General features: G+C 68.9%; 18 protein-coding genes, 1 tRNA gene, 1 rRNA gene and 1 pseudogene. 4 read left to right on the top strand and 17 right to left on the bottom strand.

Annotation, left to right across the window (positions count from 1 at the left end; genetic code table 11):
- Window positions 1–67: 67 nt before the first annotated feature.
- Complete coding sequence (locus tag OG306_RS28625) at window positions 68–868, top strand: DNA-formamidopyrimidine glycosylase family protein (protein WP_266749073.1); 801 nt, start codon at window positions 68–70, stop codon at window positions 866–868.
- Between the two features lie 36 nt (window positions 869–904).
- Window positions 905–1669 carry an SDR family NAD(P)-dependent oxidoreductase gene (locus OG306_RS28620; RefSeq protein WP_266749072.1) on the top strand — a complete coding sequence of 255 codons (765 nt, stop codon included), beginning with the start codon at window positions 905–907 and terminating at the stop codon, window positions 1667–1669.
- Between the two features lie 175 nt (window positions 1670–1844).
- Here OG306_RS28620 and OG306_RS28615 read toward each other — a convergent pair.
- From OG306_RS28615 to OG306_RS28575, 9 genes and pseudogenes are all read right to left on the bottom strand, one after another.
- Window positions 1845–2054 (bottom strand): annotated as a pseudogene (locus OG306_RS28615) (hypothetical protein); the annotation flags it as partial.
- A 545-nt stretch (window positions 2055–2599) separates the two neighbouring features.
- Window positions 2600–2983, bottom strand: a complete 384-nt coding sequence (locus OG306_RS28610) for a helix-turn-helix domain-containing protein (RefSeq protein ID WP_018105285.1) — start codon at window positions 2981–2983, stop codon at window positions 2600–2602.
- A 109-nt stretch (window positions 2984–3092) separates the two neighbouring features.
- Complete coding sequence (locus OG306_RS28605; RefSeq protein ID WP_266749071.1) at window positions 3093–3602, bottom strand: CinA family protein; 510 nt, start codon at window positions 3600–3602, stop codon at window positions 3093–3095.
- The gene (gene pgsA / locus OG306_RS28600; RefSeq protein WP_266749070.1) at window positions 3599–4270 is read right to left on the bottom strand and encodes a CDP-diacylglycerol--glycerol-3-phosphate 3-phosphatidyltransferase; all 672 of its coding nucleotides are present in this window, start codon (window positions 4268–4270) and stop codon (window positions 3599–3601) included. Before pgsA ends, OG306_RS28605 begins: the two co-directional genes overlap by 4 nt.
- On the bottom strand, window positions 4267–5751 hold the full coding sequence (gene rimO / locus OG306_RS28595; protein WP_266749069.1) for a 30S ribosomal protein S12 methylthiotransferase RimO: 1485 nt from the start codon (window positions 5749–5751) through the stop codon (window positions 4267–4269). Before rimO ends, pgsA begins: the two co-directional genes overlap by 4 nt.
- A 157-nt stretch (window positions 5752–5908) precedes the next feature.
- The gene (locus OG306_RS28590) at window positions 5909–6709 is read right to left on the bottom strand and encodes a helix-turn-helix domain-containing protein (protein WP_266749067.1); all 801 of its coding nucleotides are present in this window, start codon (window positions 6707–6709) and stop codon (window positions 5909–5911) included.
- Between the two features lie 202 nt (window positions 6710–6911).
- Window positions 6912–9677, bottom strand: coding sequence for a DNA translocase FtsK (locus OG306_RS28585; protein ID WP_266749066.1), 2766 nt, complete (start codon window positions 9675–9677; stop codon window positions 6912–6914).
- A gap of 294 nt (window positions 9678–9971) precedes the next feature.
- Window positions 9972–10649, bottom strand: coding sequence for a response regulator (locus OG306_RS28580; protein WP_266749064.1), 678 nt, complete (start codon window positions 10647–10649; stop codon window positions 9972–9974).
- Between the two features lie 244 nt (window positions 10650–10893).
- Window positions 10894–16359, bottom strand: coding sequence for a HAMP domain-containing protein (locus OG306_RS28575; RefSeq protein WP_266749063.1), 5466 nt, complete (start codon window positions 16357–16359; stop codon window positions 10894–10896).
- 414 nt (window positions 16360–16773) lie between these two features.
- Between OG306_RS28575 and OG306_RS28570 the strand changes: the two genes are divergently transcribed.
- Window positions 16774–19389 carry a SpoIIE family protein phosphatase gene (locus OG306_RS28570; protein ID WP_266749062.1) on the top strand — a complete coding sequence of 872 codons (2616 nt, stop codon included), beginning with the start codon at window positions 16774–16776 and terminating at the stop codon, window positions 19387–19389.
- A 58-nt stretch (window positions 19390–19447) separates the two neighbouring features.
- Here OG306_RS28570 and OG306_RS28565 read toward each other — a convergent pair whose 3' ends face one another.
- The 3 genes from OG306_RS28565 to OG306_RS28555 form a co-directional block, all read right to left on the bottom strand.
- Window positions 19448–19633, bottom strand: coding sequence for a hypothetical protein (locus OG306_RS28565; RefSeq protein ID WP_266749061.1), 186 nt, complete (start codon window positions 19631–19633; stop codon window positions 19448–19450).
- 183 nt (window positions 19634–19816) lie between these two features.
- A complete protein-coding gene (locus tag OG306_RS28560) occupies window positions 19817–21082 on the bottom strand; it encodes an FAD-dependent monooxygenase (RefSeq protein ID WP_266749060.1) in 1266 nt (421 codons plus the stop codon).
- 17 nt (window positions 21083–21099) lie between these two features.
- Window positions 21100–21957, bottom strand: a complete 858-nt coding sequence (locus OG306_RS28555; RefSeq protein WP_266749058.1) for an alpha/beta fold hydrolase — start codon at window positions 21955–21957, stop codon at window positions 21100–21102.
- A gap of 77 nt (window positions 21958–22034) precedes the next feature.
- Between OG306_RS28555 and OG306_RS28550 the strand changes: the two genes are divergently transcribed.
- Complete coding sequence (locus OG306_RS28550) at window positions 22035–22940, top strand: AraC family transcriptional regulator (protein ID WP_266749056.1); 906 nt, start codon at window positions 22035–22037, stop codon at window positions 22938–22940.
- A 205-nt stretch (window positions 22941–23145) separates the two neighbouring features.
- Here OG306_RS28550 and OG306_RS28545 read toward each other — a convergent pair whose 3' ends face one another.
- The 5 genes from OG306_RS28545 to rrf all read right to left on the bottom strand — a co-directional run bounded on the left by OG306_RS28545 (window position 23146) and on the right by rrf (window position 24736).
- Window positions 23146–23475: a hypothetical protein gene (locus tag OG306_RS28545; RefSeq protein ID WP_266749055.1), complete on the bottom strand. Its 330-nt coding sequence runs from the start codon at window positions 23473–23475 to the stop codon at window positions 23146–23148.
- A 4-nt stretch (window positions 23476–23479) separates the two neighbouring features.
- Complete coding sequence (locus OG306_RS28540; RefSeq protein WP_266749054.1) at window positions 23480–23944, bottom strand: Tn3 family transposase; 465 nt, start codon at window positions 23942–23944, stop codon at window positions 23480–23482.
- An 18-nt stretch (window positions 23945–23962) separates the two neighbouring features.
- Window positions 23963–24124, bottom strand: a complete 162-nt coding sequence (locus OG306_RS28535; protein ID WP_266749052.1) for a hypothetical protein — start codon at window positions 24122–24124, stop codon at window positions 23963–23965.
- A 190-nt stretch (window positions 24125–24314) separates the two neighbouring features.
- Window positions 24315–24387, bottom strand: a tRNA-Thr gene (locus OG306_RS28530).
- A 232-nt stretch (window positions 24388–24619) separates the two neighbouring features.
- Window positions 24620–24736: ribosomal RNA gene (gene rrf / locus OG306_RS28525) — 5S ribosomal RNA — on the bottom strand.
- Between the last annotated feature and the right edge of the window lie 19 nt (window positions 24737–24755).

Genomic DNA, 24755 nt, shown 5'->3' with positions numbered 1-24755 from the left:
CCACCGCACCACACCGCCCCACCCATACCCACCACCCGCACTCCCCCCAACCCCGCATCATGGAGACATGCCCGAAGGAGACACCGTCCTGCAGACCGCCAATCGTCTGCACAGCGCACTCGCGGGCCGGGTCCTCACCCGCTCCGACCTGCGCGTCCCCCGGTTCGCCACCGCCGACCTCACCGGCCGGACGGTTCTGGACGTCATCTCGCGCGGCAAGCACCTCCTCACCCGTATCGAGGGCGGCCTGACCCTCCACAGCCATCTGCAGATGGACGGCGCCTGGCGCGTCTACGCCCCGGGTGAGCGCTGGCGCGGCGGCCCCGCACACCAGATCCGCGCCGTCCTCGCCAACGCGGAGCACACGGCCGTCGGCTATCGGCTCCCCGTCCTCGAACTCCTCCGCACCCGGGACGAGGAGCAGGCGGTCGGCCATCTCGGCCCCGATCTGCTGGGCCCCGACTGGAACGCCGACACCGCTCTGCACAATCTGCTCAGCGACCCCGCCCGCCCCCTCGGCGAAGCGCTCCTGGACCAGCGCAATCTGGCCGGAATCGGCAACATCTACAAGGCCGAGCTCTGCTTCCTCGCCCGTGCCACCCCCTGGCTCCCCGTCGGCTACCTGGCCTCCCCCACCGCCGCGCGCCTCGTCGCCACGGCCAAGCAGCTCCTCGAAGCCAACCGCGACCGCCCCATGCGCACGACCACCGGCGCCGCGCCCCGCAGATACGGCCCGAGCGAGCGGCTCTGGGTCTACGGCAGGACCAACCGCCCCTGCCTGCGCTGCGGCACACCCATCCGCACAGCGGACCAGGACGCCCGCCCGGCCTACTGGTGTCCGCGCTGCCAGTCGGGCCCCACAAGCTAGTTGACGGGGCGTCAGATCTGATCGTACCGTCCGGTCATGTCCCTCACCGCGTACGACCTCACGGGCCGCTCCGCGTTCATCACCGGCGCCGCGAGCGGCATCGGCCGCGCGAGCGCCGTCCTGCTCGCGACGGCGGGTGCGACCGTTCACTGCGCGGACCTCGACGACAAGGGCCTGCTGGAGACCCGGGATCTGATCGCCGAAGCGGGTGGCACATCCCACGTCCACACCCTCGATGTCACCGACCGCGGTCAGGTCAGGGCCGCGGTGACCGCCGCGGGCGACCTCGACATCCTGGCCGCCATCGCCGGAGTCATGCATACGAGCAGCGTCCTGGAGACCACGGACGATGATCTCGATCGCGTGCTCTCCGTCAATTTCAAGGGCGTCTTGTACGCATGCCAGGAAGTGGCCCGCACCATGATCGCGCGCGGTGCACCCGGCTCACTGATCACCATGGCCTCGGGAGCGGTCGATGCCGCGAGCCCGGGGCTGCTCTGCTACAGCACGGCCAAAGCAGCGGTCGTCCAGCTGACGAAGACCCTCGCGGCCGAGTTGGGACCTCGTTCCATCCGCGTCAACGCCGTCGCCCCGGGCTGGATCCGTACGCCCATGACCGCCCGCCATGACGCGGACCGGCAACACCGGGCAGAGGCCACGATGGCGCGGATGTCCCCGCTCGGCCGGGTCGGCGAGTCCGAGGACGTCGCCCACACCGTGCTCCATCTCGCTTCCGACGCCTCGGCCTTCATGACCGGCCAGATCCTCCGCCCGAACGGCGGCGTATCCATGCCCTGGTAGTAGCCCGGACCCGGCCCACGTACGGCTTCAGGACGGCGGACCACCGGCTCACGCACAGCATCCCGAAAGCGAACCACCGCTCCAGCCACCGCATCCCCACCCCGGCCCACCAACCCGCACACCGCACTCCCGGAGCGGACCACCGCCCCGCACACCGCAGCGCCAGGGCGGACCACCGTCCCGCGCCCGCATCTCCATCCACCCCGCTCGCCCCCGCCTGCCCGGCGGTCGCGGCAACATGCACGGGCAGGAGGCTCAGCCCCCATCCACCCGCCGCCACCGCACCCTCGACAAGCCCCGCATGGGCCGGTTCCAGCACGAGCCGCAGCACGGCCCACCACCACACCCCGCCGAGAACAAGCGCCGGCACCCATCGCCGTACCATGGCTGCCTCCTCCGGCCGAACCTAGTCCGGCGTGCTCGCCCGACGGGAGGGCGCACCGGTGCACCACCGGCGCGCGATGCGCAGCAGCAGACCGTTGTGCGCTCTCCACCCGGCAGATCCGGGCTTGCTCCGGATCACGGCTCCACCTGAGCCGAGGGCATTCAGGCACCCCGGTTCAGGCCGGTTCGGCCCGCATCAGGCCGCTCGAGAGACTTCAGGCGGGTCACGACAGACTGTTGCCGGACCACCTCGGACCGTGCGAGGCCACCATGGACCGTGCAGGCCACCTCGGACCGTGCGAGGCCGCCTCGTAGCGTGTCGGACCACGCGGAACCGTGTCGGTCCACCGTGGTCCTCCTGACCTCGTGATCCAGGGCTCTTGTTCGCAGTCTCGCCCAGACACTCCCGGGCCGCATCCAGAACGGACCATGCCCCTTCCACAGCACGCCGCGAAGCACACCCGGAGCCCACCCGGGGCACGCAAAAGCCCCGGTCACCCGCTGAGGGGCTGACCGGGGCTTCCGCTTCACACCGGACCACGAGGGTCAGGCGGCGACCACATCCACCGCTTCCGCGGGCGCCTTGATGGTCACCCGTCCCGTCGGCACACCTGCCACCGACGTCACGGAGACGGAATTGAGCATGGGGCGTACCGGCACTGGCACCGGATCGCTGGCTGCTGCCGACTCGGCCAGTTCGGCCAGCGACAGCTCATCGCTCACTTCACGCATGAGCTCGGACATCCGTACGTCAAGCGCGTCGCAAATAGCGGAGAGCAGTTCGGAGGACGCCTCCTTCTGCCCCCGCTCCACCTCGGAGAGATAGCCGAGCGAGACTCGGGCGGACGAGGAGACTTCGCGCAGAGTACGGCCTTGGCGCTGGCGCTGCCGACGCAGCACGTCACCAAGCAGGCGACGGAGCAGAATCATCGGTGGCTCCCTCCTCGGACCGCGTAGCCGCATCCTTCACGCCCCACCGTACCGCCTTGCGCCGCGGCCGTGCGGGGAGCGATGTCGTGTTCACTCAGGGCTGCAAACATCAATTCCCCCCGTTCTGTTCCGTATCCTGTGCCCTTGCATTCTTGCCGAGTTCGGCAGAGAGCAGTGCGAGTACGCTCCGTACACTCTCACTACGGATGTCCGCGCGCCCTCCGTTCAACCGCAAGGCGGTGACATTCTCCGCGCCGTCCGGCCCGGCCACCGCGACATAGACCGTGCCCACGGGCTTGCCGTCCTGCGGCTCCGGGCCGGCGACCCCCGTGGTCGCCAATCCCCAGTCTGCCCCGAGAACGCGGCGCACACCTGTCGCCATCTGCCGCGCCACGTCCGGATCGACCGCACCGCGCGCCGCCAGCAGGGCGCCGTCCACACCCAGCAATTCGCGCTTCAAGGGCGTTGCGTACGCCGTCACGGACCCGCGGAAGGAGTGCGAAGCACCCGGTACGGACGTCAGCTCCGCCGCGACCAGACCGCCGGTCAGCGACTCGGCGACGGCAAGAGTCTCACCGCGCTCCACGAGCAGCTCCAGCACCCGGGCCGCGGCGGTCACCGCTCGGCCTCCGCAGCAGTGGCCCTCTCCGCCGCCAGCCCCCTGCGCCGCAGTACGACTGCCTGGCGCACATAGTCGAGCCCGGTGACGACCGTCAGCACGACAGCCACCGCCATCACCCAGAAGCGAAGGGTGGCAAGTGGACCGGTCAGCGCCAGGACGTACATCCCGACGGCCGTCCCCTGCGCCAGAGTCTTCATCTTCCCGCCGCGACTGGCCGGAATCACCGCATGACGTATCACCCAGAACCGCATCAGCGTGATGCCGATCTCGCGGAAGAGGATCACGCCCGTGACCCACCAGGGCAGATCACCGAGATACGACAGGCAGACCAGCGCCGCACCCATGATCGCCTTGTCCGCGATGGGATCGGCGATCTTCCCGAAGTCGGTGACCAGGTTGTATGTACGTGCGAGATGACCGTCGAACAGGTCGGTGATCATGGCGATGGCGAACGCGGCCCAGGCGAACGACCGCCAGGCCGGGTCGTAGCCGCCGTTGTGCAGCAGCAACAGCACGAAGCCGGGCACCAGCACCAGTCGCAGCATGGTGAGCAGATTGGCGATGTTCCACAGACTGGCCTGGTTGACGGCCGCAGTGCCCAGCTTGCCGCCGCGGACCGGCTTCGCGCCGGAGCCACCTGCCGCGGATGCCGGGACTCCCGTCATCTGGCCGCCTCCACGAGATCGGAACACTCGGCCACCAGGTCCACCCCTTCGGTGCCCACCACCTTTGCCTCGACCATACGGCCGGGCACAAGGCCCTCGCGTGCGGTGAACAGCACCTGGCCGTCCGTTTCGGGTGCCTGGTGCGCCGCGCGCCCCACCGCCCGCGGCTCGTCCTCGGTGGAGTCGACGGACTCGACCAGCACCTGCAGGGTCTCCCCGAGGCGCTCCTCCGCACGCTGCGAGGTGAGCTCCTCGGCCAGCTGGGAGATGTGCGCGAGCCGCTCCGCGATGACGTCGGCGTCCAGCTTGTTCTCGTAGCCGACCGCCTCGGTGCCCTCCTCGTCGGAGTAGCCGAAGACGCCGATGGCGTCGAGCCGGGCACCGGTGAGGAAGCGTTCCAGCTCCGCCAGGTCGGCCTCGGTCTCGCCGGGGAAGCCCACGATGAAGTTGGAGCGGGCACCGGCCCGCGGCGCCTTGCCCCGGATGGTGTCCAGCAGCTCCAGGAAGCGGTCGGTGTCCCCGAAGCGGCGCATCGCCCGCAGCACACCAGGGGCCGAGTGCTGGAAGGACAGGTCGAAGTACGGCGCGACCTTCGGGGTCGAGGTCAGTACGTCGATGAGGCCGGGCCGCATCTCCGCGGGCTGCAGATAGCTGACCCGGATCCGTTCGATCCCCTCGACGTCGGCGAGCTCCGGCAACAGCGTCTCCAGCAGCCGGATGTCACCGAGGTCCTTGCCGTACGAGGTGTTGTTCTCGGAGACCAGCATGACTTCCTTCACGCCCTGCTCGGCCAGCCAGCGGGTCTCCCCCAGCACGTCCGAGGGGCGCCGCGAGATGAAGGAGCCGCGGAAGGACGGGATGGCGCAGAAGGAGCAGCGGCGGTCGCAGCCGGAGGCGAGCTTCACCGAGGCGACGGGGCTGGTGCCCAACCGCCGCCGCAGGGGCGCCCGCGGCCCGGAGACCGGAGCGACACCTTCGGGAAGATCCTCGGGGGCGGGAGCGGGAGCGGCCTCCTGTGCGTGTCCCGGCAGCGCCACGGCGGCGTCCTGCCGCTCGGCCGGGCTGATCGGCAGAAGCTTTCGGCGGTCGCGCGGGGTGTGCGAGGCGTGGATGCCGCCATTGAGGATGGTCTGGAGGCGGTCGGAGATGTCGGCGTAGTCGTCGAATCCGAGGACGCCGTCCGCCTCGGGCAGGGCCTCGGCGAGGTCCTTGCCGTAGCGCTCGGCCATGCAGCCGACGGCGACCACGGCCTGTGTTCTGCCGTGGTCCTTCAGATCATTGGCTTCGAGCAGGGCGTCGACGGAGTCCTTCTTGGCGGCCTCGACGAATCCACAGGTGTTGACGACGGCGACATCCGCGTCGGAGGCATCCTCGACGAGCTCCCAGCCGTCCGCTGCCAAGCGGCCTGCGAGCTCCTCCGAGTCCACCTCGTTACGGGCGCAGCCAAGAGTGACAAGGGCGACGGTACGGCGTTCGGGCATGCGCTCAAGACTACTTTGTCCTGGCACCCGCCCTGGCGTGCAGGGTTCCACCGTTACACCGAGTAACAAACACGGCGAGCGCCCGGCAGATCGCCGGGCGCTCGCCGTGTTGCTGGTACCGCTGCCGGTACCGCTCGGGAACGTGCGTATACGGGGGTCAGCCGACCGCCGGGTCGCCCTTCGTGTACGAGAGCCGCTCGACCTGACCGGGCTGGAACTTCTCCTCGACCTTCTTGCCGTTCACGAAGAGCTCGATGGCCCCGGCGTTGCCGAGGACGAGATCGACCCGCTCCTGGTCCTGGAAGGTCTTGGACTGGCCCTGGGCCAGCAGGCCGTCGAACAGCAGCCGCCCGTTGTGGTCCTTGGCGGAGATCCAGCTCTTGCCCTGACTGGCGCTGAGCTTCACCGTCACCTTGTCCCTGGGTGCCGCGGCGATGGCACCGTCGGAAGGCACCGGCTTGGGGTCGGCGGGCTTGCTGGTCTTCTGCTCGGGGCTCTTCGTATTGGGCGTCGAACCCTCCGCGACCTGCGTGGTCGAGGGGCCGTCGTCGCCACCCTTGAAGAAGGTGAAGCCGACGAAACCGACGACGGCGACAATCGCCGCGACCATGGCCGCCGTCCAGTTGGGCCGGCGGGGTTCGGAACGGATTCTCTCGGCCTCGAACAGCGGCGCCGCGGGCGTGGGTGCGGGACGGCCGCCGTTCTCGGCGTCGTACTGCGAAACCAGCGGTTCCGGATCGATCCCGACGGCACGCGCCAAGGTACGGATATGGCCGCGCGCATACACGTCGCCGCCACAGCGGGAGAAGTCGTCCTCTTCGATCGCATGCACGATGGGGATGCGCACCCGGGTGGACGAACTGATCTCTTCGACCGTGAGACCTGCGGCGATACGAGCCTGCTGAAGCACTCGACCGATCAAAGGCCGGTCGTCTTCGGGGGAGTTGCCGATGGACACGGGGGCGCCTTTCGAGCGTGAGCCACCTGCTGGGTGTTCAGTCTAGGGGGGGTACGAAAGGGTGAGGCAACCGGAGGAAGGACTTTGTACGCCATCGGACTCGAACGCTGTCCGATGCTCCGATCCACCTCTCGAAGGACAATCCTGCCGTCCCTCCCTCCAACTTGACGTACGACCCGGCGAAACGGTTGCCCGACTTCACCTACGAAGCGGTTTCCCCGCGGATCAGTGCCAACACCCCGTCCAGCTCGTCCGGTTTCACCATGACGTCGCGCGCCTTGGATCCCTCGCTCGGCCCGACGATGTTCCGCGACTCCATCAGGTCCATCAGCCGGCCGGCCTTGGCGAAGCCGACCCGCAGCTTGCGCTGGAGCATCGAGGTGGATCCGAACTGGGTGGAGACGACCAGTTCGGCGGCCTGGCAGAGCAGATCCAGGTCGTCGCCGATGTCCTCGTCGATCTCCTTCTTCTTGGCGGTGCCGACCACCACGTCGTCGCGGAAGACCGGCGCCATCTGATCCTTGCAGTGCTGGACGATGGCCGCGACCTCGTCCTCGGTGACGAAGGCCCCCTGCATACGGGTGGGCTTGTTGGCCCCCATCGGCAGGAACAGACCGTCACCCTTTCCGATCAGCTTCTCGGCGCCGGGCTGGTCGAGGATGACCCGGCTGTCGGCCAGCGAGGACGTGGCGAAGGCGAGCCGGGAGGGCACGTTGGCCTTGATCAGGCCGGTGACGACGTCGACCGAGGGGCGCTGGGTCGCGAGCACCAGGTGGATACCGGCGGCGCGGGCCAGTTGGGTGATGCGGACGATGGCGTCCTCCACGTCGCGCGGAGCGACCATCATCAGGTCGGCGAGCTCGTCGACGATCACCAGCAGATACGGGTACGGCGAGAGCTCGCGCTCACTGCCCTCCGGCGGCTTGACCTTGCCGTTGCGGACGGCCTGGTTGAAGTCGTCGATGTGCCGGTACCCGAACGCGGCCAGGTCGTCGTAGCGCAGGTCCATCTCCCGTACGACCCACTGGAGCGCCTCGGCGGCACGCTTCGGGTTGGTGATGATCGGCGTGATCAGGTGCGGGATGCCCTCGTACGCGGTCAGCTCGACCCGCTTGGGGTCGACCAGCACCATCCGGACGTCGTCCGGCGTCGCCCGCACCATGACCGAGGTGATCAGGCAGTTGATGCAGGACGACTTGCCTGAACCGGTCGCGCCGGCCACCAGCACGTGCGGCATCTTCGCCAGGTTGGCCATCACATAGCCGCCCTCGACGTCCTTGCCGAGCGCGACCAGCATCGGGTGATCGTCCTCGGCGGCGTCCGCGAGGCGCAGCACATCGCCGAGGTTGACCATCTCCCGGTCGGTGTTGGGGATCTCGATGCCGACCGCCGACTTGCCCGGGATCGGGGAGATGATCCGTACGTCGGGACTGGCGACGGCGTACGCGATGTTCTTGGCGAGCGCGGTGATCCGCTCGACCTTCACCGCGGGGCCGAGCTCCACCTCGTACCGGGTGACCGTCGGTCCGCGGGTGAAGCCGGTGACGGCGGCGTCGACCTTGAACTCGGTGAAGACGTTCGTCAGGGCCGCGACGATCACGTCGTTGGCGGCACTGCGGGTCTTGCCCGGCCCGCCGCGTTCCAGCAGGTCGAGCGAGGGCAGCGCGTAGGTGATGTCGCCGGAGAGCTGCAGCTGTTCGGCGCGGGCCGGCAGCGGCTGGGACTGCGAGCGGTCGGGCGCGGGCTTCGTCAGATCGGGCACGCTGCCCGAGGGCGCCGCCCCCCTCTCCGGCTTTCCTCCCCCGGCGGCGGGCTCGCCCTCCCGGGCGCCCGGCACCGGCGAGCCCGGGCGTTCGCGCTCGACGGAGACGCCCTGGGTGAGGTCGGCGACGATCGGCGAGGGCGGCATGCCGTTGAGCACCGCCCCGTCGAGCGCGGCAGCCGCGGCAGCCGCGACGTCCACCGCGTCCATCGTCCGGTTCATCGCGTGCTGCACGGAGGGCCTGCGCGGTCGGCGGCGCGTGGAGAGCGCGTCGGACTCCGCCTGGTCGGGGTCGTACTCCGCGGACGCTTCGAAGCGGCGTACGGAGGAACGGCGGGAGCGGGCGGGCAGCGCCTCGCGCCACTGCTCGTCGTAGCGCTCGTCGTCGTTCTCCTCGTCGGCCTCGGGGTCGTACACGGGGTCGAGGATGCCCAGCTTGGTGCCGAGTAGCCGGAGCCGCTGCGGAATGGCGTTCACCGGGGTGGCCGTGACGACGAGCAGCCCGAAGACGGTGAGCAGCAACAGCAGCGGTACGGCGAGGACCTCGCCCATGGTGTAGATCAGCGGTTTGGAGGCCGCCCAGCCGATGAGCCCACCCGCGTCCTGCATCGCCGTGGTGCCGTCGCCCCGGCCGGGCGATCCGCACGCGATGTGGACCTGTCCGAGCACCCCGATGACGAGGGCGGAGAGACCGATGACGATGCGTCCGTTGGCCTCGGGCTTCTCCGGGTAGCGGATCAGGCGTACGGCGATGGCGCCGAGCAGTATCGGAACGAGCAGATCGAGCCGGCCGAAGGCTCCGGTGACGAGCATCTCGACGAGATCGCCGACGGGCCCGCGCAGATTCGACCAGGTGCCCGCGGCGACGACCAGCGCGAGACCGAGCAGCAGCAGCGCGACTCCGTCCTTGCGGTGTGCGGGGTCGAGTCCCTTGGCGCCGCGCCCTACGCCGCGGAACATCGCGCCGACGGCGTGGGCCGCGCCGAGCCAGACGGCACGCGCCACGCGGTACACACCGCCGGTGGGCGACGGCGCCGGTTTGGGCGCGGCCGCCTTCTTGGCGGGGGCCTTTTTCGCGGGCGCGGTCTTCTTCGCGGCGGTCTTCTTGGCGGGCGCGGTCTTCTTGGCCGGCCCCGCGGTACGGCCGACGCGCTTCGCGGTGCCCGCCGTGCCCTGGGAACCCTTGCCGGACGTACGTGAGGCCATGGTGCCGAGGTTACCGGTGTCTGCGGCCGTGAACACGTGTGCCTGCCGCTTCACCCGACCGTGTCGCTGGACAGAGGCCGGAAACTGACGCGCCCTCATGTCGCCACGTCACCAGAAGCCCTGTCCGGCCCGCCGACCCATCAGAACGCCGGCCCATCGAACTGGCGAACCGTCAAACTGCCGAACGACCGGGAAAGCCGGGCAGTTGGGCAGAGAATGCGGGCAACCCCCCGTTCCCCGCCGGAGGTCGGACCACCGGACCGCTCCCCTGGTGGAGTCGCGCGCCCTACGAAGTTACGAGGGGAGCACGGCCGCGCCGCTTCCGGTGCCGGGCTCCAGCGCGTCGAGTGCCCGGCGCAGGCCGGTCAGTTTGCGTTCCAAGTGGGCGGCGGTCGCCACGGCCGCGGCGTCCGCCGACTCGTCGTCGAGCTGCTTGGAGAGCGCTTCGGCCTGCTCCTCGACGGCCGCGAGCCGCGCCGAGAGCTCGGCCAGCAGCCCTGCGGGCTCCCTCTCGTGGCCCGCGCCGCCGTTACTGTCGCCCTCCAGCTGGAGCCGCAGCAGCGCCGCCTGCTCTCGCAGCTTGCAGTTCTTCATGTACAGCTCGACGAAGACCGAGACCTTGGCCCGCAGCACCCACGGGTCGAACGGCTTCGAGATGTAGTCCACCGCGCCCGCCGCGTAACCCCTGAAGGTGTGATGCGGACCGTGATTGATCGCGGTGAGAAAGATGATCGGGATGTCCCGCGTCCGTTCCCGCCGCTTGATGTGCGCGGCGGTTTCGAAACCGTCCATGCCCGGCATCTGGACGTCCAGCAGAATGACCGCAAAGTCGTCCGTGAGCAGCGCTTTGAGCGCTTCCTCCCCTGACGATGCCCGCACCAGTGTCTGATCGAGCGCAGAGAGGATGGCCTCCAGCGCCAGCAGATTCTCCGGCCGGTCATCGACCAGGAGGATCTTGGCCTTCTGCATCATGGCCCGCCCTCCTCGCCCCGGAATTGCACCGGGCGCCGCCCCAGGGGACGACTCCCTTACGCCGTCCTTCCTTGTGCCGGTCATGGTAGCTGCACCCCGCCCATCACCACACCCTGTCACCACGATGTCACTGTGCACACAGCAGAAACGCGGCGGGGGACGAGAAGGTTCCCCGTACGGCGCGTTCTCACACTCCCGTGAGCACAGTCGATCAACAACTCATGGGGATTCTCGCAACTAATGATCACTCTCCGCGCATCCACTGCTCCATTACGGAAAGGAGATGATCAGGATCGACAGGTTTGGTCACGTAATCGGAAGCGCCGGATTCGAGCGCCTTCTCCCGGTCGCCCTTCATGGCCTTCGCGGTCAGCGCGACGATCGGCAGGCCGGCGAACTGCGGCATCCGGCGGATCGCCGCCGTCGTGGCATAACCGTCCATCTCCGGCATCATGATGTCCATCAGTACGACCGTCACATCGTCGTGCTGTTCCAGGACTTCGATGCCCACGCGTCCGTTCTCCGCGTACAGCACCGAAAGACCGTGCTGCTCCAGCACGCTGGTGAGCGCGAAGACGTTACGGATGTCGTCGTCGACGATCAGCACCTTCTCGCCGTGGAACCGGAACGCCCTGCGGGCCTGTGGTTCTTCCTGCCCGCCGAGCGCCCACGGCTCCTGCGGATCGGCGGCGCGAGACGGCAGCACGGGCCTTCGCTCTGCGCCCCCCAGAGTCATGCGGCGCCGCCGCATCAGCCCGGCGGCACCAGCGGCACCGGCGCCACCAACGGCATCGGAGCCGCCCGGCGCACCGGCCGAGTCCTGTGCGGCGGCCGTCGGGTCGGCGCTCGGACCGGCCTCCGCGAGCAGACCTTCCTCGGCCGCGGCACCATATGCCTCACCCGGCCCCGGGCCGATCTGCGGATACCCCTGGGGCGGCAACTCACTCGGGTGCAGCGGCAGATACAGCGTGAACGTCGAGCCGCGGCCCGGCTCGCTCGCCGCGTGGATCTCGCCGCCCAGCAGCCGGGCGATCTCCCGGCTGATGGACAGGCCGAGCCCCGTACCGCCGTACTTGCGGCTGGTCGTACCGTCCGCCTGCTTGAACGCCTCGAAAATCACCAGCATCTTGCTGGACGCGATCCCGATACCGGTGTCGGTGACCGAGAAGGCGATCAGATCGGCGTCGGCGTCACGGAGCGAGCCGGCCTCCAGGAGCTGCTCGCGGATAGCGTTCGGCACGTCCTCGCCGGCCGGCCTGATCACCAGCTCGACCACCCCGCTGTCGGTGAACTTCACCGCGTTGGAAAGGAGGTTGCGCAGCACCTGAAGCAGCCGCTGCTCGTCCGTGTGCAGGGTCGCGGGAAGCTCAGGTGAGACCCGTACGGAGAAATCGAGCCCCTTCTCCGCGGTGAGCGGCCGGAAGGTCGCCTCCACGTAATCGACGAGCTGGACCAGCGCGATCCGGGTGGGGCTGACGTCCATCTTGCCCGCCTCGACCTTCGTCAGATCGAGGATGTCATTGATCAGCTGGAGCAGATCGGAACCGGCCCCGTGGATCGTCTCGGCGAATTCCACCTGCTTCGGCGAGAGATTCCCCTCTGCGTTGTCCGCGAGCAGCTTGGCGAGAATGAGCAGCGAGTTGAGCGGCGTACGCAACTCGTGCGACATGTTCGCCAGGAACTCCGACTTGTACCGCATCGAGACCGCGAGCTGCTCGGCACGCTCCTCCAGGACCTGCCGGGCATCCTCGATCTCGGTGTTCTTGACCTCGATGTCCCGGTTCTGCTGGGCCAGCAGCTCGGCCTTCTCCTCCAGCTCGGCGTTGGAGGCCTGGAGCGCCTTCTGCCGGTTCTCCAACTCCTGCGACCGGTCACGCAATTGCGCGGCCAGCTCCTGCGACTGCTCAAGGAGTTTCTCGGTCTTCGTATTGACGCTGATGGTGTTGACGCTCGTCGCGATCATCTCTGCGAGCTGGTTCAGGAAGTCCCGCTGAATATGTGTGAACGGCTGGAACGAGGCCAGCTCGATCACACCGAGAACCTTCCCCTCGAAGAGCACCGGCAGCACGATCACATGCGCGGGCGGCGCCTCACCGAGCCCGGAGGAAATCTTCAGATAGCCCGGCGGAACGTTGTCCACCTGAATGGTCCGCTTCTCCTCCGCCGCCGTGCCGATGAGGGTCTCACCGGGCCGGAAGGATGTCGGCATCGAACCCGCCGAATATCCGTAGCTGCCCCTCATACGGAGTTCGTACGCGCTGTCCTTGTCGCTGTCCGATCCCACCGTGCCGGTGTCACCGGTCGGCATGGCCAGGAAGAACGCACCGTGCTGCGCGGAGACGACCGGGGTCAGCTCGCTCATGATCAGCGAGGCCACGTCGTCGAGATCGCGCCGCCCCTGCATCAGGCCGGAGATCCGGGCGAGATTGCCCTTCAGCCAGTCCTGCTCCTTGTTGGTGGCCGTGGTGTCGCGCAGGTTGGCGATCATCGTATTGATGTTGTCCTGCAGGGCCTGGATCTCGCCGGCCGCGTCCACATCGATCTTGAGGTTGAGGTCGCCACGGGTCACCGCCGTGGCAACGGCCGCGATCGCCCGCACCTGACGGGTGAGGTTCCCGGCCATCTCGTTCACGGACTCGGTGAGGTCGCGCCAGGTGCCGTCGACGTCCCGGACCCGGGCCTGGCCGCCCAGCTGGCCCTCGGTACCCACCTCACGGGCCACCCGGGTCACCTGCTCGGCGAACGAGGACAGCTGATCGACCATCGTGTTGATGGTGTTCTTCAGCTCCTGGATCTCGCCGCGCGCGTCGATGTCGATCTTCTTGGTGAGGTCGCCCTTGGCGATGGCCGTGGTCACCGTGGCGATCTGCCGCACCTGACCGGTCAGATTGGACGCCATCGAGTTCACGGACTCGGTGAGGTCCTTCCACGTACCGGAGACCCCCGGAACGCGTGCCTGGCCGCCCAGCTCACCTTCCGTGCCCACCTCGCGGGCGACCCGCGTCACCTCGTCGGCGAACGACGACAGCGTCGTCACCATCGTGTTGACGGTGTCGGCGAGTTCGGCGACCTCGCCGCGCGCCTCGACGGTGACCTTCTTCGTCAGATCGCCGTTGGCGACCGCGGACGAGACCCGGGAGATGTTCCGCACCTGACTGGTCAGGTTGTTGGCCATCAGGTTGACGTTGTCGCTGAGGTCCTTCCAGATACCGGTCGCACCGCGCACCCTGGCCTGGCCGCCGAGGATGCCCTCGGTACCCACCTCGCGGGCGACTCGCGTCACCTCGTCGGCGAAGTTCAGTAGCTGGTCGACCATCGTGTTGACGGTCGTGACCAGTTCGAGGATCTCGCCCTTGGCATCGACCGTGATCTTCTTGGAGAGATCGCCGTTGGCGACCGCGGTGGTGACCTCGGCGATGTTACGGACCTGCAGGGTCAGGTTGTTCGCCATGCCGTTGACGGACTGGGTGAGGTCCTTCCACGTACCGGACACCCCCTGTACTTCGGCCTGGCCGCCGAGGATCCCTTCCGTACCCACCTCGCGGGCGACCCGCGTCACCTGCTCGGCGAAGTTCGAGAGCTGGTCCACCATCGTGTTGAGGGTGTTCTTCAGCTCCAGGATCTCGCCACGCGCGTCCACATCGATCTTCTGCGACAGGTCACCGCGCGCCACCGCCGTGGCGACCTGCGCGATGTTACGGACCTGGGCGGTGAGGTTCCCCGCCATGCCGTTCACCGAATCGGTCAGATCACGCCACACACCGGCCACACCCGGCACCTGCGCCTGGCCGCCGAGCCGCCCGTCGGTGCCCACCTCGCGAGCGACCCGGGTCACCTGGTCGGCGAAGGCGGAGAGCTGGTCGACCATCGTGTTGATGGTGTTCTTCAGCTCCAGGATCTCGCCGCGCGCGTCCACATCGATCTTCTGCGACAGGTCGCCCCGCGCCACCGCCGTGGTCACCTGCGCGATCTGGCGCACCTGGGAGGTCAGGTTCCCCGCCATGAAGTTGACGGAGTCGGTGAGCTCCTTCCACGTACCGGAGACGCCGTCGACCCGCGCCTGGCCACCGAGCCGGCCCTCCGTGCCCACGTCACGCGCCATCCGCGTCACCTGATCGGCGAACGACGACAGCTGCGCCACCATCGTGTTGACGGTGTTCTTCAGCTCCAGCATCTCGCCCGCGACATCGACGGTGACCTTCTGCGAGAGATCACCGTTGGCGACCGCCGTCGTCACCTGCGCGATGTCGCGCACCTGCCCCGTCAGGTTCCGGAACGCCGTATTCACCGAGTCCGTGAGGTCCTTCCAGGTCCCCGCAGCCCCCGGCACCTCCGCCTGACCGCCGAGCCGGCCCTCGACGCCGACCTCCCGGGCCACCCGGGTCACTTCCGAACCGAAGGACTGGAGTTGGTCCACCATCGTGTTGACGGTGTTCTTCAGCTCCAGCATCTCGCCGGCCACGTCGACGGTGACCTTCTGCGTCATGTCACCGCTGGCCACCGCCGTGGTCACCTGCGCGATGTCGCGCACCTGGGTCGTCAGGTTCCGGAAGACCGTGTTCACCGAGTCGGTGAGGTCCTTCCAGGTCCCCGCAGCCCCCGGCACCTGGGCCTGGCCGCCGAGCAGCCCCTCGCCACCGACCTCGCTGGCCACCCGGGTCACTTCGTCCGCGAAGGTGCGCAGCGTCTCGGTCATCTGGTTGATGGTCTCGGCCAGCTGCGCAACCTCGCCCCGGGCACTCACCGTCACCTTCTGTGACAGGTCACCGTTGGCGACGGCCGTGGTCACCTCGGCGATTCCCCGCACCTGCGAGGTCAGGTTGCCGGCCATCGTGTTGACGGAGTCGGTGAGGTCCTTCCACACCCCGGCCACACCGGGCACGGTCGCCTGCCCGCCCAGCTCGCCCTCCGTGCCCACCTCCCGGGCGACCCGGGTCACCTCGGAGGAGAACGACGACAGCTGGTCGACCATCGTGTTGACGGTGTTCTTGAGCTGCAGCATCTCGCCGGCCACATGGACGGTGACCTTCCGCGACAGGTCCCCCTTGGCGACCGCCGTCGTCACCAGGGCGATGTCCCGCACCTGCGCCGTGAGCCGGTACGCCATGGTGTTCACGGAGTCCGTGAGGTCCTTCCACGACCCGGACATGCCGCGCACCTGGGCCTGCCCGCCGAGCTTGCCCTCGGTGCCCACCTCGACGGCAACCCGCGTCACCTGCTCGGTGAACGCCGACAACTGGTCGACCAGGTTGTTGACCGTACGGGCGACCTTCAGGAACTCGCCGCGCAGCGGCCGCACCGTCTCGTCGGCCGTGTGCGACCGCAACTCCATGCGCTGTTCGAGATCACCGTCGGCAACCGCCGACAGCACCCGTCCGACCTCCGAGACCGGCCGGGCCAGATCGTCGACCAGTTCGTTGGAGGCGTCGATGGCGGCGGCCCAGGAGCCCTCGCAGGCGCCCGTCTCCAGGCGCTCGGTGAGTTTCCCCTCACGTCCGACCACCCGCCGCACCCGCGCCAGCTCGCCGGTGAGGTGGAGGTTACGGTCGGCGACTTCGTTGAAGACCGCCGAGATCTCCGCCATCACGCCGTCACCCGAGACGGTCAGACGCCTGCGGAAGTTCCCGTCGCGCATCGCCACCAGACCCGCCAGGAGTTTGTTGAGCGCCGCCGCGTCGACGTCCATGGTTCCATTGCGCTGTTTCCTCACGGGCTGTCCGCCTTTTGTGCGCGTGCCTGTTCCCCGCGCCGCCACGCCAGACTCCACCGTGATCCCTCCCGCAGGGGTTGACCGTATCGTTCGGGCCTTGTCCGGGACTCTGCCCAGTTCCTCATTGACCTACCGACACTGCCCACCGTCAACGGGTGACCATGCGGACGTCAAATCGTTGAAACGTACCAGGCCCGACCCGATCGGGGTGCAGCCTCCAACGGTTGTTCCACATACCCCTGTTGGGAAGCCCACACTTGTCCGGTCCCGTGACTGTTACTGGTCGTTGCTGCCCGAAGTCGGCCCTCGTGTACTCGGTACCGAGACCGAGCGTCTAGCCTGGCAAGCGAATCGAAGCGGCGAGAAACGGGCACAGGACTCGGGGAAGCGACGAGACACCATATGGGGAGTGCTGTGATCACCGCGCGCGCGGCTGCCACCTTCGACCCGGTAGGGCGCTCGGTCGCGACCGCCCGCGCCTTTGTCCGTGACACCCTTCAGGGCTGGGGATACACGGATGTCGTCGACGACGCCGTCGTCCTCACCAGCGAGCTCGTGACCAACGCCGTGGTGCACGCGGGCACGGCAGCGGACGTGCTGTGCCTGCGTACGGAGGACGGCGTACGCGTCGAGGTCTCCGACCACTATCCGGAACGCGAGATCCCGCTCCAGAGCACAGGTCTGAACTTCGGCAGCCCAGACCGCGAGAACGGCCGCGGGCTGCTGCTCTGCGCGGCGCTCGCCTCCCGGTGGGGCGTCGAGTATTCGCCCACCCACAAACACGTCTGGTTCCAGCTCGATCTTCCCGAACGCCCGGTGGGCCTCCGCTCCGCCGGCCCGCTGCTCCCCGTCGGGCTGCTCCCGGTCGCCGACGAGCATGTCCGGGTGGCCGTCGTCCAGATCGACAGCACCGGTTCCATCGCCGCCTGGAACGAGGACGCCGCGTTCCTCTTCGGACACACCGCCGATCAGGTCACCGGGAAACAGCTCACCGACTTCACCGCCTGGCCGCAGACGCCCGGCACCAACACCGGAATCGCCGAGGCGCTGCGGCTCTCCCGCTGGGAGGGCAGTTACGGAATCCGGGGCGCCGACGGCCGCACCATCCCCGTCTACGCCTCACACCTCCGGGTCCGCGACACCCGCGGCGAACCGTCCACGGTCTGTCTGCTCGTCCGTGACTACGAACGAGCCGTCCTCCAATCCCCGGTCCGCGCACCGGTGTCCGACACCAATGCCGACGGCCACAAGACGGATCCGTTCGAGATCTTCATCGGCTCCCCGGCCCCCGACGACCTCGACGGCCTGCTCCAGCGCACCGTCGAACGGGCCCGCGACATGCTCGACGCCGATTCGGCCTTCCTGCTGCTGGCGACGGACGACGAAACGGAACTGGAGGTACGGGCCACGACCGGCCTGCCCTCCGCCCGCCAACGTTTCGCCAGGGTCCCGGTCGAGGCAGGCACCGGACGTTACGGCTCCGCCCGGATGCCCGCCGTCCACGAAGACCTCGACAACGTTCCCGGAGCCGTCCCCCTGCTCGGCGGGACCGGGATGCGCTCCGTCGTCACCGTCCCGCTGAAGGTCGAAGGACGCCTCACGGGCTCGCTGGGGGTTGCCGCAGAAGCGGCCGGCCGCTACTCCAACGAGGAGGCCCTGCGCCTCCAGTTCGCCGCGGACCGCATCGCACTGGCCGTCGAATCGGCCCGCCTGGGCGAGCTGGAGCGTCTGCGCCGCGGTTCCCTCTCCTTCCTCGTCGAGGCCTCCGACCTGCTCGCGGGCACCCTCGACCGGGACCAGACCCTGGCACTGATGGCCCAGATGACGGTCCCCACCCTGGCCACCTGGTGCGCCGTCTACACGATCGCCGACCAGTCCTCGGAGCCGTACCTCTCCTACGTGCTGCACGAGGACGAGGAACGCATCGACGGCCTCAAGGCCCTGCTCTCGAAGATCGCTCCTCCGGACCCGGTGCCGACTCCGGGAGCCCGCGTCTGGGCGGCCCCGTCCGAGGCCGCCCACCAGGCTGCCCTGCGAACCTCGATGCGTACGCTCGGCCTCGGCGAACTCGGCGGGCTCGGCGCCGGCATTCATACGACGCTCGCAACCGCCGCGGCGGTGGGCGGAGAGACCGTGGTCCTGCCGCTCGTCGCCCGAAACCGCGTCATCGGCATGCTCACGCTCGGAAAGCCCTCCGACGACCACTTCCGGCAGGAGATCCTGGAACTGGCCGAGGACCTCTCCCGACGCGCCGCCCTCGCACTCGACAACGCCCGCCTCTACTCGGAGCGCATGGCGATCAGTCAGTCCCTCCAGCGCAGCCTGCTGCCGCCGGGACTGCCCGAGGTCCCCAATGTCGAGATCGAGGTCATCTACCGCGCCGCGGGCGAAGGCAACGAGGTCGGCGGCGACTTCTACGACGTCTTCCCGATCCGCGACGGCGCCTATGGATTCGCCATCGGTGACGTCTGCGGTACGGGTCCTGAGGCCGCGGCCGTCACGGGTCTCGCCCGCCACGCCCTGCGCCTCCTCGCACGCGAGGGCTTCGGCGGCCCGGCCGTCCTGGAGCGCCTCAACGCCGCCATCCTGGACGAGGGCGCCCGCAGCCGCTTCCTGACCCTCCTGTACGGGGAGCTATGGCCGCAGGAGGACGGCAGCGCTCTGCTGAAGGTGGTCTGCGCGGGGCACCCCCTGCCGCTGCGCCTGCGCCAGGACGGCTCGGTCGAGGCAGCCGCCGAACCTCAGCCGCTGCTGGGCGTCATCGAGGACCTCGAACTCTACGAGCAGACGGTCACCCTGGCCCCGGGCGATGTCCTGCTGTGCGTGACCGACGGCGTCACGGAACGCCGTGAGGGCACCCGCATGCTCGGCGACGACGGCCTGGCGGACGTGCTGGCCACCTGTACGGGATTCACGGCCGGCGCGGTGGCAGCACGCATCCTGCGCGCGGTCGAACGCTTCGCCGCCGAGCCGGCCTCCGACGACATGGCCATCCTCGCCATGCGCGTCCCCGAACCACCCACCACCTGACCGCACTTCATGGCCCTGGTGTCCTAGCTCGGACACCAGCCGCAAAGTAGCGGTGTGATCACGCGCTCACCGCCGTGTTGGTCTGTTCGTCGTGTTCGCGCAGCATCCGCATGACGGCGGCGGGTGCGGGGCGCTGGCCCTTCTTCGCGCCCGTGGCGATGACGAGCCGCTTGGCGATGTCGCGCAGGCTCATCTCCTGGTCGCGCTTCTGGAGGGCCATGGACAGCATGGAGTCATCGGTCACGCCCGCGCCGCCGATGGTCTCGCCGCGCTTGCGGGCGGACTCTTGGCCCTCCGGAGTGAGGTCGCGGATTTACCCGCGGTCCATGCCGGACATGGCCGCCGGCACGGTGAACACGATGCCGGACGGATCGTGTGAGCCCTGGAGTTCGTCGGTGAGGAACTCCCCGGCCGACATCGTTCGCCTTCAGCTCCTCGGCCGGCCGCCTCCGGGGTCGCCCGCGAGGCCGCCCCGACCTCCTGATGCGGCTGGCGACGGCGGGTAGTCGTCGACGGTCACGGAGTTGTAGAAACGTGCGCTCTTTGTGGCGAGGCGAACGATGGCGCGGCTGGGGCCCGCGGGCAGGGCGGAGATCAGGCGGGCGCCCTGGGCCAGTCCCCACACGCCGAGGCGGGACGTGGGGATCAGGGTCTTCGCCGCGCTCAGCGCGACCGCGCGGCTGCCGCGCACGTGCTGCGCCATCACGCGCTCGTAGGCGGGGAAGGCGCGCTCATGGTCGCCGCCCGCCCGTGCCAGCTCTCCGGCGAGGACGTACGCGCCGACGACGGCCAGGCTGGTGCTGCCGCCGACGGCCGGACCGGAACAGTAGCCCGCGTCGCCGACGAGCGTCACCCTCCCCTGCGACCAGGTGTCCATGCGGAGCTGGGTGATCGAGTCGAAGTAGAACGCCGGGGTGCGGTCGAGCTCGTCCAGCCAGCGGTCCACATGGGCGTGCATGCCGGCGAACGCACCGCGCAGCAGCTCCTTCTGCCGGGGCACGTCGCGGTGGTGGTAGTCGAGCTCGCACTCGCTCCGGAACAGGAACAACGCCCGCGCGTCGCCGAGGTGCCGCGCGCCGTACATGCCGGCAGTCCGGCCGACGCCGACGTGGATGAGGAGCTCGCCGTCGAGGTCGGAGACATTCGGCAGGGTCAGCACCCCGAGGTAGGCCCCGATGAAGGCGTTGAAGCGGGACTCCTCGTCGAAGACGAGGCGGCGCACGTTGGAGTGCAGCCCGTCCGCACCGACGACGAGGTCGAAGCGGCGCGGCGCGGCGTTTTCGAACCGCACCTCGCCGTCGGGCGAGATCGCGGTGATCGAGTCGCCGAAGACGTACTCGACGTCGTCGCGTGCGGCGTCGTAGTAGATTTCGCTCAGGTCGTCGCGCATGATCTCGACGTGCCTGTCGGAGGTGGCGCTGAAGATCTTGGAGAGGTCCGCCCGGACGGGATGCCGTGAGCCCTCCCGGTAGACGGTCATTCGGTTCGTGCCGGTGGCCCGCTCCTCGACACGCGGGAGCACGCCCATCTTCTCCGAGATGTTCATCGCGGGCCGAAACAGGTCGACCGCGTGGCCGCCAGTCTTGCGTAGAGTCGGCGCGCGCTCGACGACGGTGACGGAGAAGCCGTGCCTGGTGAGCCAGTAGGCCAGAACCGGACCGGCGACGCTGGCGCCGGAGACGAGAATCCGCATGGCACCCCTTCTTTTCATCAGTCCACCCGTACGGCGTGGATCGTGGTGAAGGCCAGCAGGGGGGTGGCGGTCCGCGGCGGATCCTCGAGCAGGGGCGAGTGCCCGAGTCCGGGTAGCAACTCGACCTCCGCGCCCGGAACGGCGCGGTAATCGGAGGCGGATGAGGATCGCCATCTGCGGTCGTCCTCGCCGAAGATCACCAGTAGCGGCTTGCCCAGGACCGTCAGCCGATCCGGCAGCACTTGCTGCTCCAGGTAGGAGCGGGTGGCCCGCATCGTCGTGGTGAACGTGTGGTGAGTCATAGCGCGCACGTCGTCCAGGAGCTCTTCCGGGATCTGGTAGCCCGCGCGGCTGAAACCCGTGCTCGCGAACCGCCGGAGCTGCTCGTCGGTCGGCGGCCACTGCGAGGGGCCGGTTGCGGCGGACTCCGGTGCGATGAAGGCGTCCAGGCTGGGTCCGGTGTTGACGAGCGCGAGCGCGGTCACGAGGTCGGGCCGCTGTTCGGCGAGGGCGGTGGCGACCACGCCACCGCTGGAATGACCGACGACCACGGCGTGCTCGACGCCGAGCCGGTCCAGTGCCACGCCGGCCCGACGTGCCTGGTCCGGGATCGCGTAGCTGCGGTCGGCCGGTTTGGCCGACCGGCCGTGCCCGAGCAGGTCGATCCGGATGACGCGGTGAGTTCCGGTCAGCAGTGGAACCATCGAGTTCCACGAGCGGGTCGAGGACGCGGACCCGTGGATGAGCAGGAGTACGGGGGCGTCGCGGGGGCCGTCCTGGCACACGTAGATGTCGCCGTCGTCCAGCGACAGGGTGGAACTCTCGGTGGCCTCGGCGCCGCCGTTCACGTAGGGATCGCCGTCAGAAACAGTCATGAGCCCACTGTCTCCGCGGGTACGCGCCGGTGGATTGGACGAATGTTCCCCTTAGCCGGCTCACGTAGCATGGGGTGATGCGGACCTTCGTGCGCGGTGCGGCCATGTGGGGCGTTGAGTGCCCGCGGCGGCCCAGCCGGGTGGCCGGTGTCACCATGGCCGGGTTCCGTGCCCGTGACCTGGAAGCGCTCCGGATAGTCCCGTACCCGGCCGTGACGCTGCTCCTGGAGTTCGGCGCCGGTTCGCCCGTCCTTGAGTGCGCCGCAGGACGGCAGCAGCGGGGAAGCTTCGTCGCCGGGCCCGGGCTCGGGTCCGGAGGCGCGGTCCGGGCACGGGGGGAGAACGTCGAGTGCGTGCAGGTGCGCCTGTCCCCGGTGATCGCACGCGCGATTCTGGGCGCCTCCCCCGCCGACCTCGACGGCGCCGTCGTTTCGCTGGGCGACCTGTGGGGCCGGGAGGCGTCACGGATCCGCGAGCAACTCGGCGATCTCTCGTCGTGGCAGGATCGCTTCGTGTTGACGGACGCTCTGCTCGCCCGCCGACATGAGGCGGGGCCGCTGGTGGACCCGGAGGTGGCCTGGGCCTGGCGCCGGATCGTCGTCAGCCGTGGCCTGGCCCGGGTCGACGGACTCGCGGCCGAGGTCGGGTGGAGCCGTAAACGGCTGTGGTCCCGGTTCCGGTCGCAGCTCGGCCTGCCGCCCAAGCGCGCCGTGAAGCTGGTCCGCTTCGACCATGCCGCCCACCGCCTGGTCGCGGGTGAAGGCGCGGCCCAAGTCGCAGCCGAAACCGGCTACGCCGACCAGTCCCACCTGCATCGGGACGTCATGGCGTTCACCGGGGCAACCCCCGCGACCGTGGCCGGCGAGCCGTTTCTCGCCGTTGACGACATCGCATGGCCCAGCCGCGGAACAACCGCCATACCTCACGTCTCCAAGGAGCTCCGGCTCGGTCGTCGGCCGGAGGTGAGACGGCTACCGCTGTGAACGTCGCCGGCCGCCGGACTTCTGCAGCTGCGCGTCGTGAAGCTCACTTTCACCGCCGACACCTGGTAGAGCCGCAGGATCACCGGCGTTTGTGGCCTGGTGACACGGAGCAGTGATCACAGGAGCCGCGCTGCTCGGCCCGGCGGTGGTGACCGGGACGGCGGCGATGGTGGCGGCAGTGATCTCGCGCCGAGGACGCGGCGGCTCATGACGCTGAGTCAGCCAGGCGGGCGGCCGATGTCCCCCGCCACGCGGCCTCGTTGATACCGGGGTCGGTGAGGTTCTGGAAGTCCTTCATCGCGCCTCCATGGTTGATCGGTTGGCGGTGTCCGCCGGGTGCGGAGGCGACCAGCCCTAGGTCGAGGCGCTTGTCCATGTCCAGACGGAAGGTTCCGTACGGGTTGACGTTCGACCAGAACAGGGCGGTCAGCCCGCGCCGGTCCTCGTCGGTGAGCTTCTTCGCCCACGCCGGTTCGACCAGGACCTGCTGCACCAGCAGGGTCTCGAGCCGTAGCGCGGTGGCGTACCTGACCATCTGGTCATGCTGCTGCTCGATCAGGTCCCAGCGGGTCGGCCGGGGCAGTGAGCCGACGAGCGCGGGCCAGCCGGGCGGCGCTTCGTCGGGGCCGTACAGGCGGAAAGCTGCCGATGTTCTTCAACCGGGGCAGCCGACGGAAGTTGAGCAGCTCGGTGAAGGCGAACCGGACCACGCTCGCGCCGTGCGTGTCGACGTAGTTCGACTCGATCGCGGCGCCCGTGCAGTGCCACAGCAGGCCCTCGATCACCGCCACGCCCTTCGACGACGAACAGGACTTCAGCTGCGAGTAAATGCAGACGTTCTTCCGCTGGACGTGCCAGTAGAACACCACGCCGTTGCCGCCGTAGCCGCCGTGGTACTCGGTCATGGAGTTCGAGGACCAGGACCCGAACTTCTTCGAGTCCGAAGCGCACGCGATGCCTTGGCCCCACCATGCGGCGTCCCGGGCGGCACAGGTACCGTTCACCAGCTTGGTGGCGGCGGCTCACAGGTTGTCCACGGTGATGAAGTGCCGACGCACGTGCCGCAGCGCGGCCTCGCGCTCGCCGTGCTCGCCGGTTGCCATGATCGCGCGGATGCCCAGGTCGGTGCCCCAGCGCGAACAGCGCGAGCAGCAGGCGCCGCCAGCAACTCCTCCAGCGACCACTCTTGGCGCACGCCCAGCCCCTTCGCCCGCTGATCATTCGACCAGACCAACGACGGGCGCCGGGCCCAGGAAATGGTGGGCCCCTGCTCCCCCGCACCTACTTTGCGGCTGATGTCTGGGCTAGGACTCCAGAGCCTTCATCACATGCGAAAGGCCCTCACCGGATGGTGAGGGCCTTTCATCTTGCCTGAGCCCCAATGCGGAATCGAACCGCAGACCTTCTCCTTACCATGGAGACGCTCTACCGACTGAGCTATTGGGGCCTGCTGCGCTGTGGCAACGAGGTAAAGCATACCCTGAGATCAGGGGTGCTCAGAACCACTGCCCACACATGTTTCTGACGGAGTCCCACTGTTCCAGCCGCCTCTCTCCCTTCGACGCAGGCCGGCCAGGCCGGCCTTGCCGAGTCGGGCGCGACGATGCGGATCGAGCCTAGACGCTCCGAACGCAGAAAAGCCCCGTGCCACAAGGGCACGGGGCTTTCCCGTAAAAGGAGTTCGGCGGCGTCCTACTCTCCCACAGGGTCCCCCCTGCAGTACCATCGGCGCTGAAAGGCTTAGCTTCCGGGTTCGGAATGTAACCGGGCGTTTCCCTAACGCAATGACCACCGAAACACTATGAAATTAACCAA

It is taken from the genome of Streptomyces sp. NBC_01241 (assembly GCF_041435435.1).
Taxonomy (GTDB): Bacteria; Actinomycetota; Actinomycetes; order Streptomycetales; family Streptomycetaceae; genus Streptomyces.
Note: the sequence above shows the minus strand (reverse complement) of the source record. Positions and strands in the feature narration are given on the sequence as shown.

Excerpts from the sequence above, each read along its gene's own strand:
- OG306_RS28555 (WP_266749058.1), bottom strand. The coding sequence starts at position 21,957 with ATGACTGTTTCTGACGGCGATCCCTACGTGAACGGCGGCGCCGAGGCC.
- pgsA (WP_266749070.1), bottom strand. The coding sequence starts at position 4,270 with ATGACGGGAGTCCCGGCATCCGCGGCAGGTGGCTCCGGCGCGAAGCCG.
- rimO (WP_266749069.1), bottom strand. The coding sequence starts at position 5,751 with ATGCCCGAACGCCGTACCGTCGCCCTTGTCACTCTTGGCTGCGCCCGT.
- OG306_RS28620 (WP_266749072.1), top strand. The coding sequence starts at position 905 with ATGTCCCTCACCGCGTACGACCTCACGGGCCGCTCCGCGTTCATCACC.
- OG306_RS28550 (WP_266749056.1), top strand. The coding sequence starts at position 22,035 with ATGCGGACCTTCGTGCGCGGTGCGGCCATGTGGGGCGTTGAGTGCCCG.
- OG306_RS28580 (WP_266749064.1), bottom strand. The coding sequence starts at position 10,649 with ATGATGCAGAAGGCCAAGATCCTCCTGGTCGATGACCGGCCGGAGAAT.
- OG306_RS28560 (WP_266749060.1), bottom strand. The coding sequence starts at position 21,082 with ATGCGGATTCTCGTCTCCGGCGCCAGCGTCGCCGGTCCGGTTCTGGCC.
- OG306_RS28610 (WP_018105285.1), bottom strand. The coding sequence starts at position 2,983 with ATGATTCTGCTCCGTCGCCTGCTTGGTGACGTGCTGCGTCGGCAGCGC.
- OG306_RS28545 (WP_266749055.1), bottom strand. The coding sequence starts at position 23,475 with ATGGTCAGGTACGCCACCGCGCTACGGCTCGAGACCCTGCTGGTGCAG.
- OG306_RS28625 (WP_266749073.1), top strand. The coding sequence starts at position 68 with ATGCCCGAAGGAGACACCGTCCTGCAGACCGCCAATCGTCTGCACAGC.
- OG306_RS28585 (WP_266749066.1), bottom strand. The coding sequence starts at position 9,677 with ATGGCCTCACGTACGTCCGGCAAGGGTTCCCAGGGCACGGCGGGCACC.